Annotated in this window: 8 protein-coding genes; 2 read left to right on the forward strand and 6 right to left on the reverse strand. The window is 73.6% G+C overall.

Annotated features, from left to right (window positions below; genetic code table 11):
- Positions 1-118 precede the first annotated feature (118 nt).
- Together ACWD0Y_RS28605 and ACWD0Y_RS28610 are read left to right on the forward strand one after the other, a co-directional pair.
- Positions 119-1,393, forward strand: a complete 1,275-nt coding sequence (locus ACWD0Y_RS28605) for a cation:proton antiporter (RefSeq protein ID WP_450263213.1) — start codon at positions 119-121, stop codon at positions 1,391-1,393.
- Positions 1,394-1,796: 403 nt separating this feature from the next.
- Complete coding sequence (locus ACWD0Y_RS28610; protein ID WP_450263214.1) at positions 1,797-2,054, forward strand: HU family DNA-binding protein; 258 nt, start codon at positions 1,797-1,799, stop codon at positions 2,052-2,054.
- A 316-nt stretch (positions 2,055-2,370) separates the two neighbouring features.
- Here ACWD0Y_RS28610 and ACWD0Y_RS28615 read toward each other — a convergent pair whose 3' ends face one another.
- The 6 genes from ACWD0Y_RS28615 to ACWD0Y_RS28640 form a co-directional block, all read right to left on the reverse strand.
- Positions 2,371-2,949 (reverse strand): Dps family protein, encoded by a 579-nt coding sequence (locus ACWD0Y_RS28615; RefSeq protein ID WP_450263215.1) that lies wholly within the window; start codon positions 2,947-2,949, stop codon positions 2,371-2,373.
- 326 nt (positions 2,950-3,275) lie between these two features.
- Positions 3,276-5,741 (reverse strand): SpoIIE family protein phosphatase, encoded by a 2,466-nt coding sequence (locus ACWD0Y_RS28620; RefSeq protein ID WP_450263216.1) that lies wholly within the window; start codon positions 5,739-5,741, stop codon positions 3,276-3,278.
- On the reverse strand, positions 5,738-8,299 hold the full coding sequence (locus ACWD0Y_RS28625; RefSeq protein ID WP_450263217.1) for a SpoIIE family protein phosphatase: 2,562 nt from the start codon (positions 8,297-8,299) through the stop codon (positions 5,738-5,740). Before ACWD0Y_RS28625 ends, ACWD0Y_RS28620 begins: the two co-directional genes overlap by 4 nt.
- Before the next feature lie 31 nt (positions 8,300-8,330).
- Positions 8,331-11,303: an AAA family ATPase gene (locus ACWD0Y_RS28630; protein ID WP_450263218.1), complete on the reverse strand. Its 2,973-nt coding sequence runs from the start codon at positions 11,301-11,303 to the stop codon at positions 8,331-8,333.
- A gap of 178 nt (positions 11,304-11,481) precedes the next feature.
- Positions 11,482-13,278: a S8 family peptidase gene (locus tag ACWD0Y_RS28635; protein WP_450263219.1), complete on the reverse strand. Its 1,797-nt coding sequence runs from the start codon at positions 13,276-13,278 to the stop codon at positions 11,482-11,484.
- A gap of 430 nt (positions 13,279-13,708) precedes the next feature.
- Positions 13,709-13,909 (reverse strand): DUF5701 family protein (locus ACWD0Y_RS28640; RefSeq protein ID WP_450263220.1); only part of this gene is annotated, 201 nt, incomplete at its 5' end.

Consider the following 13,909-nt stretch of genomic DNA (forward strand, 5'->3'; position numbering starts at 1 on the left):
CACTCGCCCGCGTCGGCCACCTGCGGGCATGTGGATCTCCGGAGACAGCCGGCCGCAGTTGCGTGCGGCACGCGTGCGGGGCCGATCGGCGGCGAGGTGGAAGGACAGGCACAGCGCAGTGACGATCGCCGATGCGGTGTTCGCGTGGTTGGGAGCGGGAGCGCTGCTTGCGGCAGTGCTGCCCCGAGTGGTGGCCGGACGGCCGCTTTCGCTGCCACTGGTCTTCCTGATGGGCGGTATCGGGGTGTACCTGCTGCCCCTGCCGCTGCCGGTGATCGATCCGGTGAACGACCGGCTGCTGACGGAGCACATCACCGAGATCGTCGTGATCATCGCGCTGATGGGTGCCGGGCTGGCGCTCAATCGGCCCGTCGGCCGACGTCGATGGGCCACGACCTGGCGGTTGCTGGGCCTCACGATGCCGTTGACCGTCGTGGTCACCGCCCTCGTGGCGTGGTGGCTGCTGGACTGGCCTCCGGCCGTGGCTCTGCTGCTGGCCGCCGTTCTCGCGCCGACCGATCCGGTGCTCGCCTCGGAGGTGCGGGTGGGGGAGCCCACCGAGGACGAGCACGACGAGGACGAGGTGCGGTTCGCTCTCACCAGCGAGGCGGGCCTCAACGACGGGCTCGCCTTCCCCCTGACGTACGCGGCTGTGGCGCTGGCCGTTGCCGCGGGCAGTGGCTGGTCGGCCGACTGGACCGGCGCGTGGGCGGTGGAGGACGTCGTGTTCAAGTGCACCGTCGGTGTGCTGAGCGGGCTGCTGGCCGGCCGGGTGCTGGGCTGGTTGTTCTTCCGGCCCCGCTCGCCGGTGCTGCGGCTCTCCGAACACCGGGAGGGCTTCGTCGCACTGGGCGCCACCTTCCTGTCGTACGGGGTGACCGAACTGCTGGGGGGCTACGGCTTCCTCGCCGTGTTCACCACGGCGTGCACGATCCGGGCGGCCGAGCACGCCCACGGCTTCCACAACGTCCTGCACGACTTCATAGAGCAGATCGAGCGCCTGCTCACCGCGGCGGTGCTGTTTCTGCTGGGCGCCTTCATCGCGCTGGGTGGCCTGGCCCCTCTGACCTGGCAGGGCGCCGTCACCGCACTGGTGGTGCTGCTGGTCGTCCGGCCGCTGTCCGGGTGGGCCGGGCTGCTCGGGAGCCGCCTGCGGGGCCGGGAACGCTGGGTGGTCGCGGCCTACGGCATCCGGGGCATCGGCTCCTTGTACTACCTCGCCTACGCGCTGGGACAGCACGACTTCCCGGTGCCGGCGCGGGAGCTGTGGGCGGTGGTGACCTTCACCGTGCTGGCCTCGGTCGTGCTGCACGGTGTCACGGCGGGACCGGTGGTGACCCGGCTCGACCGGCTGCGGACCGCCGTGTCCCCGCGGCAGTCGGACACCTGCTGAGCGCCTGCGGCCGGCCGCTCGGGGGAGCCCTCGGCCGGACGGCGGGAAGGCTCTCCGGCCACGTGGCCACTCGTCGGTGAGCGGTGAGCGGTGAGCGGTGAGCGGTGAGCGGCGGGTGACTCACACCGCTGATTCCGGACGACCGCGTGCTGAGACACGTCGAAAAGTGGGCGTTTTGCGACTATTTACCTGCTATACCTGTGGGCACCTGCGTCTCATGCCGGGCTCGCGACACTGCTGCAACGAGCCGGGCGCGCCGTGGCGGGGTGGTTCCGACGGCTTCGGTCCTCTCTCGCTCGCCCGCCCCGCAGGTGCGGGGCGGGCGAGGTGTCATTACGGGTCGCTGCCGCGGTGGACGCGAGGTGGCCGCCGTACTCGGGCAGCGGAGACCGAAAGGATCATCATGGACAAGACCGCGCTGGTGGAAGCGGCCGTGCGAAAGACGGCTGAGACGGGCACGCAGCTGGCGCCGGAGGAGGTGGAGCGGGTGATCGACGCACTGTTCGGCACGGTGGAGTCCGCCGGTGCGATCGCCGAAGGACTCAGGCGTGGTGAGACGGTCACCGTGATCGGGTTCGGTGATTTCCACCTGGAGGACTCCCGTCCCACGCTGCGCCCGGGCCAGGCGCTGAACGAGTACGTCAACGGCACCGTCCGCTGAAAGCAACCCCTTCCCGGTGGACGCCCGCGTCCCGGGGGGACCTGGGCACGAGAGCCTGACCTTTGGGCCGCGGCCTGTCCGGGCGGCCGCGAGCACCGGCTCTCCGCCCGCGTCCGGACGGCCGCCGTGCGCGCCGGGCCGCCCGCGGAGCCGGTACGGACGTACGGACGCGCACGGTCGGATCGCCGCTGCTGTCCGCTTCGAGCACGCGCCGCACCGCTCCGCTTCCGGCGCCCGGCCCCCGGCACACCGGGCGCCCCTTGCCCATGGCATTCGGCGTCCCCGGCCGGGGGGCCAGGCTTTCCGCTCGCGTCGGTCAGGGCTGGTTACGCGCCTGGTCGGCGGCCTGGCCGGCGGCACCGGTCTCGGTGGTGGCGCCCCGGGTGCTGAGTGTGCCGCCGCTGGACTCGAGGTGGGCGCGGACGAACCACTGGAAGAGCTCCAGACCGCGCAGTTGCTCGATGAGCATGTCCTGCGTCACCGGGTCGCTCTCCTCGGTGGCCTGCATGGCCTGGCGGTGGTCCTTGATGATCGAGGTGTAGACGAGGTCGAGGGCGCCGAGGTGCTCGATGGCTTCGGCCCGGCCGATCGAGTAGTCGTTCCAGGTGCGTGCGTCGACCAACGCGCCGGGTGTGCCGTTCGGTTCGCCACCGAGGGTGGAGATCCGCTCGGCCAGGTCGTCGGTCATGGAGCGGACCTGTTCGACCTGCGGGTCGATCATTTCGTGCACGGCGATGAAGTGCGGGCCGACGACGTTCCAGTGAACGTGCTTGAGGGTGAGGGCGAGATCGTTGAGGGAGTGCAGGCGCATCTGGAGCAACGCGATGATCTGCCCGCTTTCCTGTGTGCTCATCCCCGGCACGGTGTACGAGATGTCCGGATGCTGTGGCGGCATGGTGGCACTCCTAGCGTGGTGTCCGGCAGTGCAGAGGTGTTCAGGCAATCAGCCCCGAACCGGTTCGGCCGGGCGGCCGCGCGCAGCCTGCCGGGTCTTTTCACCGGTGCGGAGCAGAGGCGGTGCACCAGTGCTCCTGCGGGGGTGGGGTCATCCGGTTCGCACCCCTTCCGCACGCAGGCGGGTCCGGCGCGGGCGACGGTGGACTCTCGGTGAAGCCGAGCGCGACGACGTCTTCCTCGGCGGTCAGGACGTCGCCGAGGTTCCACACGCCGGCTCGGCCGGTGGGCGTGCCCGGGTTCCCGCCCCGGGTGTGAGGCCCGTCGTCACCCCCCGGTGTCCTCCCCGTCCCCTCCGTCCCGTACGAGCGCCTGCTCGGCCCAGATCGTCTTGCCGGTGGACGTGTAGCGCGTTCCCCACTGCTGGGTCATCTGCGCGACGAGGAAGAGGCCCCGGCCCCCTTCGTCGTCGCTGCCGGCATGGCGCAGATGGGGCGAGGTGTGGCCGGTGTCGGAGACCTCGCAGATCAGGTTCCGGTCGCGGATGAGCCGCAGCTGGATCGGGCCGGCGGCGGCGTGGCGGATCGCGTTGGTGACGAGTTCGCTCACCACCAGTTCGGTGGTGAAGACCAGCTCGTCCAGTCCCCACTCCTCGACCTGCCGGGCAGCCACGGTGCGGGCGAGACCGACCGCCTCCGGATCGGCGGTCAGGTCCCACACGGCCACCTGGTGCCCGCCCAGCTTGTGCGTACGTACGAGGAGCAGCGCGGCGTCGTCGTCCACGGGGCCGGACAGCAGCTTCGCGACCGCCCGGTCGCACAGCTCGTCCAGGGGGCGGTGGTGCTCGGTGAGGACGCCGCTGAGTCCGTCGAGCTGGTCGTCGAGGTCCCGGTCGCGGTCCCGGACGAGGCCGTCGGTGAACAGGGCGACGAGGGTGCCTTCCGGGAGTTCCAGCTCCGTGGTCTCGAAGGGCAGGCCCCCCAGGCCGAGCGGCGGGCCCGCCGGGAGGTCGGGGAAGGTGACGGAGCCGGTCGCGGGGTCGACCAGCGCGGGGGGCGGGTGGCCGGCCCGCGCCATTCTGCACAGGCCGGACACCGGGTCGTACACGGCGTACAGGCACGTCACGCCCAGCGCTTCGTCGTAGGGCATCTCCTGGCCTTCGACGGGGAGGGCCGCTCCCTCGTTGGCCGCCTGCGTGACCAGGTCGTCCAGGCGGGCGAGGAGCTCGTCGGGCGCGAAGTCCAGCCGGGCGAGCGCGCGTACGCTCGTGCGCAGCCGGCCCATGGTGGCGGACGCGCGCAGACCGTGACCGACCACATCACCCACGACCAGGCCCACCCGCGTGCCCGACAGGGCGATGACGTCGAACCAGTCGCCGCCGACACCGGCTTTGTTGTCCGCCGGCAGGTAGCGGTACGCCAGCTCGACGGCGGTCAGCCGGGGGAGACCCCGGGGGAGCAGGCTGTGCTGGAGCATGAGGGCCGCGGTGTGCTCACGGGTGTAGCGGCGGGCGTTGTCGATGGATACGGCCGTCCGCGCGACCAGTTCGTCCGCCACCGCCAGCTCACCGGCGTCGAACGGGTCGCGGCGGCGGTCCCACGCGAACGTGACCACGCCCAGCGTGGCGCCTTCGGCGCGCAGGGGCACCACCAGCCGCGCGCGCGGCGGCCCGGCCGTGTCGTCCGCTCCCGTACGGTCCGGGCGGTCCTGCACCGAGCGGCCCGAGGCCAGGCTGCGTGCCTGGGGCGAATCCGGTGGGTGGTCGATCCGCCGCCCCGCGGGCCGGTCTTCCGACGGGGCCGCCGTCCCGTCTCCCGCCCCTCCCCACACCCGGACCACATGGCCGGCGGACGCGGTCCCGGGGACGGGCTGCTCACCTTCCAGTACGGCCTCCAGAAGGTCGACGGTGACCTCGTCGGCGAACTGCGGGACGGTGACCGTGCAGAGCTCCTGGGCGGTGCGGGCCATGTCCAGGGTCGTGCCCACACGCCCGCCGGCCCGCACCAGGAGATCCAGCCGCTGCTGTGCGAGGTAGCGGTCGGTGACGTCGAACGTCTCCTCGCACACTCCCAGCGAGACTCCCGCGGCGTCACGCAGCCAGTAGTAGGAACACGACCAGATGTGGTCGCGCTCCGGGTCCGAGGGCGGGCGGCCGCTGTACTGGAGCTCGATGACGGGCTCGCCGGTGGCGAGCACCTGCCGCATCGTCTCCTCCAGGGTCGGCGGGTACCGCTCGGACAGCACCTTGCCGTCGGCCACCATCTCGTCCGGGCCGAGACCGGCGTACTGCGTGGTCCCCATCTCCTGGAAGAGGGCGGCGTTCGTCCACACCACCCGCAGGTCCGTGTCGTAGATGGCCAGACCCACCGGGGACTGCGTGGCGAGTCCCCGGAGCATCGCCTGCAGGGCCTCCCACTGCTCCGTCTCCTCGGCGTCGGCCACCGTCAGGAGCCGGGCGGGGCCCGTGCCCGCGGGGGAGAGCGCGAGCATGGCCGTGACCACGCGGACGACACGGCCGTCGCGGTGACGCATGCGGAGGATCTGGCGCTGGAAGCGTTCCGTGTCCGGCAGGTGCGTGGCCGCCCGGGCCCCGTCCGTCCCGTCCGTCCCGCCCACCACGAAGGTGGTGACCGGACGCCCGAGCACCTCGTGCGGCGGGTAGCCCAGCAGCGTCTGCGCCGCGGGGCTCCAGCCGACGACCGTGCCGTCGGCGTCCAGCACGGCCGTGGCCGCTCTGGAGACGTCGAGGGGGCCGCGGAAGTCGGCGTCCCCGGCTGCGTTTACCGCGCTCATGGCACCTGCCTTGTCGGTTCCGCCCAGCGGGCGGCGAGCAGAAGCGCAATGTCGTCGGGCCGGTCGACGGTCTGCCGGGCCTCGCGGATCAGGCGGTCCGCCGCCTCGGCGAGGGGGGACGAGCCGATGTCCGCCAGTGTGCCGCGCAGCCGCTCGACGCCCAGGTCGATGTCGACGCCCGGCTGCTCCACCAGACCGTCGGTGAACAGGGCCAGGACGGCGCCCGGCGCGAGCCGCAGTTCGGTGACGGGGTACGTCGCCTCGCTGTCGACGCCCAGCACGATGCCGCCGTCCAGGTCCAGGACCTCCGTCGAACCGTCGGGGTGGCGCAGCAGCGGCTGCGGGTGCCCGGCCCGCACGGCCTGCGCGGAGCCGGACGCCGGGTCCAGAACGATGTAGCAGCAGGTGGCGAACTGGCCGGGGTCGATGTCGATGAGCAGCCGGTTGGTGTCGCACATGACCTCCTGCGGGTTCTGCCCGGCGAGCGCGAAGGCGCGTACGGCGCTGCGCAGCTGGCCCATGGTGGCGGCCGCGGCGACGCCGTGGCCCTGTACGTCGCCCACCACCAGGGCCAGTCCCCGTCCGGTGTCGACGACGTCGTACCAGTCGCCCCCCACATCCATGCCCTGGGTGCCGGGCAGGTACCGCGCGACGGTGTCGACGTTCTCGACCGCGGGCAGCCGGTGCGGCAGCAGCGCGTTCTGCAGGCCGCGGGCGAGGGCGGCCTCGCTGTCGTAACGCTGCGCCCTCTGGAGCGCCTGCGCGATGAGTCCGGCCAGGGCGGTGAGGACCGTGCGCTCTTCGGGGCTGAAGCCGCGCGGCTGGTCGAAGCCGAGGATGCAGGAGCCGACGGGCCGTCCGGAGGCGATGAGCGGCAGGAAGGCCCGGGCGCCGACATCGGTGTCGAGGGGGATGCCGGGGTAGGCGGCGGCCAGGTGCTCCATGGACTCGAAGAAGATGGGGCGGCCGGAGACCAGCGTCTCCACACCGGGCAGCCGGGCGTTGAGGCCGATCCCCTCGAAGCGGTCGAGGAAGCCCTGCGGGAAGCCGGTCTCCCAGGCCAGGTAGAGATGGCCCTCCGTCAGCAGGTAGATCGCCAGCTGACGGCCGCCGAAGGCGGGCAGCAGTTCGTCCGTGACCACGGCGGACACCTGGCGCGCCGTGACGGCCGCCGTCAGCGCGATGGCCAGGGCGACCGGGCGGTACAGCGCCGACGCGCGGTCGGCCGGGGAGCCGAGTCCGGCGCCCGGCCTGGCGACCGACCCGGGCGCGTACGCGGGCTGCGCTGCCGGGGTCAGCGTGGCGGTCAGGCCGTCGTGGCCCGGGTGGAGGGAGACCGACAGCCACTCGTCCGGTGCGGACGCGCGCCGGGCCAGGAAGTGGACGGCCTCGTCGGACATCAGCGCGGCCCGGAAGTACTCCTCGTGCGCGGGGTGCCCGAACCACGGAAGGACCTCCCACAGGACATTGCCCACCAGCTCGGACCGCGCGTGACCGAGCAGGCTCTCCGCGCTGTGGTTCAGATAGGTGATCCGCCCGAGCCGGTCGAGCGAGAAGACGGCGTCCGGGAGCCGGTCGGTGGTCTCCGCGGCGACCGGCCCGGATCCGAAGTCCAGCAGAAAGCCGGTCAGGTGGCCCGCCGTGCCGCCTCCGGGCGGGTGGGCGCGGGCGGAGAGTTCGAGCAGGTGCGCCCGCCCGTCCGGCCCGCGCAGCCGCATCCTGCGCGCGGCCGGGCCGCCCGAGGCGGCCGTCTGCCGGGCCACCGTCCACAGCCCGTACACGTCCTCCGGCGCCAGCCCCGCCACCAGCGCGTCGATGGTGCCGGGGAAGTCCGCGGGGGAGGTGCCGAGGATGGCGCACAGCTCCGCGTCGGCGTTCACGGCGCCGACGTCGAGGTCCCAGTCGAAGTACCCGATCCGCACGGGCGGTGTGGTGACCGAGGGCAGCTGGACGCATACCGGCTCGCCCTCCCACTCGACGGGCTCCCCGTTCGCGCACAGCCCGCCGAGTGCGGCGGCGAGCCGGTCCGCGGCGTGCTCCACCCGGCGGCGGTCGGTGTGGTCGACCGGGACCCCGGGCGTGGCCGCGCGCAGTACCACCAGCACCCCGAACTTCTCGCGGTCGGTGGCGACGGGCACGTACATCGAACCGAACGGGAACGGCAGACCCGCCATGAGCTGCGGGAACAGCCGCATGGCCTCCTCGGCGTCGGCGAGGTGGACGGCCCGGCCCGAGCGGTGGGCCTCCGCCACCGGGAACGGGCGGTTCACGTGCATGTTCCACCAGGGCCGGAACAGCCGTCCCGGCAGCCCGGAGAGCACGGCCAGCCGCAGCAGTCCCGGCGTCCGGGAACGCAAATAGATGCCGCCGGCGTATCCGCCGGCAGACTCGATCGCGTTTACTGCGGCTTGGGCGAGCACCAGGGCCAGTTCGTCCGGAACTCGGCCGTTGCTGTTCGGTCTCCCGGTCGTCGCCCCGCTTTCGCCCGGCGGGGCGTGCCCGGCCGCGCCGTACCAGGTCACACAGCCAGGATGCTCCCCGGCCGCGGTGGCGCGCATCTTCGCGGACCGCGCGCCGCGCGTGGCGCGGTCAGCCCGCGGCCGGGTTTTCCGTGGCGGCCGCCGTCGGCCGGTGGCCCGGCAGGGCGGTCAGGGCGGCCGCCAGCTGGGCGCGCGACCGGACGTCCAGCTTCTGGTAAATACGGGTCAGGCGGGCCTCGACCGTCTTCACGCTCAGGTACAGCTTCGCCGCCGCCTCCTGGTTGCTGGCCCCCTGGCCGACCATCAGCGCGAGCCGCAGCTCCGCGTCCGTGAGGGACGACAGGGTGGTGTTTCCACGGGACGGCGCCGGTTCGGCCGTACGGGAAGACGTCTCCCTGGTCAGCCCGAGCCACGGCAGGGCCCCGGCCCGTTCGAAGACCGCGGCCGCGGCCTGCAGCGCGCCCTGGGCGGCCGACCGTCTGCGGCGGCGGCGCTCCACGCGGGCGAGCGCGATCAGCGCCCGGCCGTGCTCCAGCGGCAGACCCGCCGCGGCGAACCGCCCGGCGGTGTGCGACAGCAGCTCCGCGGCCTCGTCCGGTCTGCCGCTCGCCGCCAGGTACAGGGCGTACGCCCGGTCGCAGCCGAGCAGCACCGTCGTGCGGCCGAGCCGCTCCGCGACCGGACGCACGCCGGCGAGCAGGGCCGCGGCCTCCTCGGGGGCGTCGTTCGCCAGCAGCGCCTCGGCCAGTTCCTCGTGCCAGCGCAGCATGGAGGGGTCGACGGTCGACTGGGCGCGTTCGCCGGCCTTGACCCGGCGCAGGGTCTCCAGGGCCGTCGCCACGTCGCCGTCGATCAGCTGGACCCGGCCCAGTGCGTACAGGCTGCGGGAGAGGAAGACGTGGTCGCCCTCCTCCTCGGAGGCCCGCACACTGCGCCGGGCGTAGCTCGTGGCCCGCGCGAAGCTGCCGCCGGCGGTCTCCGCGAGGGCCAGCGCGTACCAGGCGGGACCGGGGGAGAGGCCGGCCTCCAGCGTGAGGGCGAGCGATCGGCCGGCATGCGCGAGCGCCGCCGCGCACTGCCCCTGCCGGGCCTCGGTCTCCGCGAGCGTACGGAGCAGCTCGATGGCGTCCTCCACCGGGCCGCGGCGCTCGACCAGCGGCAGCAGGGCGCCGAGCTGGTCACGGGCGTCGGTGAGCCGGTCGTCGAACAGCGCGTGGCGGATCGTCAGTATCTGTGCCGCGTTGCGGACACCGAGCGGACGCTCGAAGACTTCCAGGGCCCGCGCCTCGGCCAGCACCCGCTCCGCGTCCGGCGAACCGAGGACGCGGTCCATGCGCGCCTGTACGGTCAGCGCTTTCGCGGCGGTCCTGCGGTCGCCCACCGAACCGGCGAGCGCGGCGGATTCGACGGCGGCGGCCCGCGAGCGTACGGGATCGCCGTCGGCCAGGACGTACTTCACCGCCAGCCGGAGCTGGACGGCCGCCCGCAGCGCCGTGTCGCCCTCGGAGTCCTCCATGGCGTGGACGTAGATCTCGTCGAGGTCGCTCAGCCCCTGGCCCGCCGTGTCCAGCACCGCGAGCCGCGCGCGGACGCGGTCGGCCGGTGCGGCGTCCCGGGCCAGCAGATCGGTGGCCGCGCGCATGGCCAGGTCGGCGCGGGCGGCGCGGGCCGCCTCCTCGGCGGCGTCCACCAGCCGGGCGATCCGCTGCGAGCCGTGCCGCACGGGCGTGGACTCGGCGGCCAGCAGGGCCAGTTCGGCGGCCAGGGCGCTGTTCCCCCGGCGCCGCGCGGCGTCGGCGGACGCCGCGACCTCCGCGGCCAGCTTCCCGTCGGGGACGTCCGTGGCCAGCGCCCGGTGGCGTACCGCCTCGACGGGATCGTCCACGACCCGCGCGAGCGCCGCGTGACCGGCGCTGCGCTCGGTCCAGCAGGAGTCGTGCACGAGCGTCGACGGCAGCACGCCGGCCGTGAAGCCGACCGTCCCGTCCTCGTCGAGGGAGATCAGATTCGCCCGTTCGGCGGCGGCGAGGTCGGCCTCGGCGGTGGGGCGGCCCGCGCGGCGGATCAGCGACGCCGTCGGACGCAGCGCCAGCGCGGCCAGCAGGAGCGTGGAGCGTACGGCGGGCGAGGCGGCGCCCAGGAGCTGGCGGGCGAGGTCGCGGGCGCGCCCGGACAGGGACAGCGCCTCGGCGTGGTGCACGGGGGTCCGTGCGTCGGCGAGGGAGCGGCCGACGGCGAGCGCGAGACGCGGGTTGCCGCCGCTGGCCCGGTGGATGCGGCCGGCCATCCGGGACGGCAGCCGGTGGTGGATGAGGAGTTCGGCGATCTGGTCGGCCTGCAACGGCGGTACGGCCAGGACGTCGGCCTCGGACGGCACCCACAGGGGTTCCGGGCCGGCCCCGCCCGGCCCCGGCATGCCGCCGCGGAGTGTGTCCGGGGCGTACGCCGCGGGGGTCTCCACGCTGACCGCCCGCAGTGCGGGCGGGGCCAGGTGGAGGGCGAAACGCAGGAGGTCGGCGCTGGTGTCGTCGATGTGCTGGACGCCGTCGACGACCAGCAGGACGGGGCCGCGCGCGGCGGTGAGGGTCCGCAGGATCTGGGCGAGGGCGAGCCGCAGGGCGATGGGGTCCCAGCCGTCGGCCGGGACGGGTGCCTCGCGGCACAGCACGGCGACGGCGGTCCGCTGTGGGCCGGGCAGCCCTTCGAGGACGTCGTACGTCCCGGGCCCGCCGGGCCGGCCGGCTCCGCCCGGGCCGTCGGAGCCGCGGGGTCCGTCGGCCCCGCCCGGACCGCTGTGGGCGGTCCCGGGGCCGGGCCAGGAGGCGCACGCCGACACGGACGCCACGAGGGCGGCGGCGGCCGCGCCCGGTATGTTCCGGTCGGCGGGGAGCGTGGCGAGCCAGAGCACGGTCTCGCCCCGGGACTCGGCGCGCGCGGCGGCGGCCAGGGCGAGCTCCGTCTTGCCGACCCCGGCAGGGCCGGTGAGCAGGGCGCGTCCGCGGGTCTCCAGGACGCGTTCGAGCCGCGCGAGGAGCTCGGTCCGCCCGACCGGCGCGGGCCGGTACACCGCCGACGTCGTCACGTACCCACCCCCGCCTTCCGGTGTGCGCGGGCCCTCTGCCCGTGCGAGCAGAGAATACGGAGTCGGCCGCCACCGTCCAGGTCCGGTGTCCGGCATGCGGACAGACCTGAGGAGGGGCGTGCCCGCAGCAAGCTGCCGACACGCCCCTGAACAGCGTTGATGCTGTACTTCCGATGTCTCAGAAGGTGAGACTCCAGCTGTCGATGTAGCCGGTGTCACCCGATGCCACGTCGCGGACCTGGAGCTTCCAGGTCCCGTTGGCGACCTCGCTCGACGCGTCGACCGTGTACGTCGCGAGGACGTTGTCGGCGCCGTCGGAGGACGACGAGGTCTTCAGGTTGCGCACGGTGCCGTCCGGAGCGACGAGGTCGACGACCAGGTCGCCGCGCCAGGTGTGCTTGATGTCCACGTCGACCTTGAGGGCGGCGGGGGCGTTGCCGGTGCGGCCGGTCACGGCGATCGAGGAGGTGACCGTCGCGTTGTCGTTGACCGTGACGTTCGCCGCGTTGGTGAAGACCGTCCCGCCGGGCGTGATGCCGGTGACGGCGTTCACGGTCTTCGCCGCGTCGGCGATGCCGGTGCCGCAGCCGCCGGTGCAGGTGCCGGGCAGCGGACGGGCGTTGCTCTTGATCGCGGACTCGATGTCGGCCGGGGTGAGCGTGCTCTTGGCGGACTTCAGCAGCGCGGCGAGCCCGGCGATGTGCGGGGCGGCCATCGAAGTGCCCTGGTAGGGCTTGTAGTTCTCAGTGGACGGGGTGGTGGTGCCGGAGTTCAGCGTGGAGAGGATGCCGTTCTCGGGGGTGGTGACGGTACCGGGCGTGTCGGTGGCGCGGCGGGTCTCGCCGCCGGGCGCCGAGACGTCGATGCCGGCGCCGTAGTTCGAGTAGTACGAACGGTTGCCCTCGCGGCTGGTCGACGCCACGTTGATGACACCGGAGCAGTTGGCGGGCGTGAAGCCGGAGGCGTTGGCGTTGCTGTTGCCCGCCGCGACGACCACGGTGGTGCCGCGCGAAACGGCACCGTTGATGGCGGTCTGGTAGACGCTGGGGCAGGTGGAACTGGCGCCGCCGAGGCTCAGGTTGACGACCTTGGCCGGGGTCGGGTTGGCCGGGGCGCCCGGGACCGTACCGCCGGACGCCCAGGTGATGGCGTCGGCGATGTCGGAGGAGGAGCCGCCGCACTTGCCGAGCACGCGCACGGGCTGGATCTTCGCGCCGTACGCGATGCCCGCGATGCCCTTGGTGTTGTTGGCCGTGGCGCCGATGGTGCCGGCCACGTGCGTGCCGTGCCAGGAGGAACTGCTCGCCCTGGAACCGGTGCCGCACTCGCCGTCGGTGGCGTTCCAGTCGCCCTCGTCCCTGGCGTCGTTGTCACGGCCGTTGCCGTCGCGGGCGTCGGCGGACGAGGAGATGAAGTCGTAGCCGGAGACGACGTTGCCGGCCAGGTCGGTGTGGGCGGCGTAACCGGTGTCGATGACGGCGACGGTGACGCCGCTGCCGGTGGTCTTGTCCCAGGCGCCGGGTACGTTCATGCCGCCGGTGGCCTCGAACAGGTCCCACTGCTTGGCGTAGTCGGTGTCATTGGGGGCGGCCGCCATCGCGTAGGCGCGGATGTCGGGCTCCACGGACGCGACGGAGGAGTCGGCGCGGAAGGCGTCCATGACCTCGGTGAGGCCCTTCTTGGAGGCCTCGCCGCCCAGGTCGACCAGGGCGGCTCCGCCGGCGAGGCGGCGTTCGAACGACAGGCTCTCACCGGTCTTCTTGCCCTTGGCGGCCGCGTCGTTCTTGGCGGCGGCGTTGGAGCCGGCCTCGGCTGCCTCCGACTTGTAGGTGACGATGACCTTCTCGACCGGGGCGGCCGGCAGTTCGGTCACGGCCTGCGAAGCCGGGGCGGGCTTCGGGGAGGGGCCCGCGGCGGCGGCGGACGCCACGGTGGAGGTGGCAACGACGCCGGCGATCGTGGCGGTCGCGGCCACGACGGATATGAGTCTCCGCCTGGAACCGTTCAAGGTGTTCCCTTTCATGACGTACATGCGGAGCGCCTGGCGGGCGGCGCGGGAGCCGCGCGTGGCGTGGGGGCCACGGATGCGCGGTTCCTGGGCCGGGTGAGCCCGTGCGCCGCCGCCGGCGCTACGACCCTGGGTCAAGGCCGTCCCCGGCGTATCCCACCCTTTACATGCACCTGACAGGCAAGAGTCGGGGAACGGGATTCGCCGGTGCGGCAGACAGTAGGGAACGGCGAGACGAACCCGATACGGGGAAAACCCTTGTCACCCCCGTGAGGGGGGCCGGGGAGGGGGGCCGGGGAGGGGCGGGGCGACGCCCCGGTGCCGGGAACACCGCGCCGCAACCGCACGGCGCGCACCTGACCCGCCGGAGCGGCAACCAGGGCTGTTCCGGGCCCGCCTACGCGGTGCGGCGGGCGCCCGCGGAGGCCATGCCGAGCCAGGTGCGCGGGTTGCCTTCCCGGCACCGGCCGAGCTTCGGGGCCTTCCGGCTGATCCAGAGGGCCGGGATCCGGCTCCCGTCGCCCGCGCCCGCACACCGTCCGCCGCGAACTGCACTTCCGCTTCGACCGCGACGACCTGCGGATGCACCGGGCCGAGC

It is taken from the genome of Streptomyces altiplanensis, from assembly GCF_053591575.1.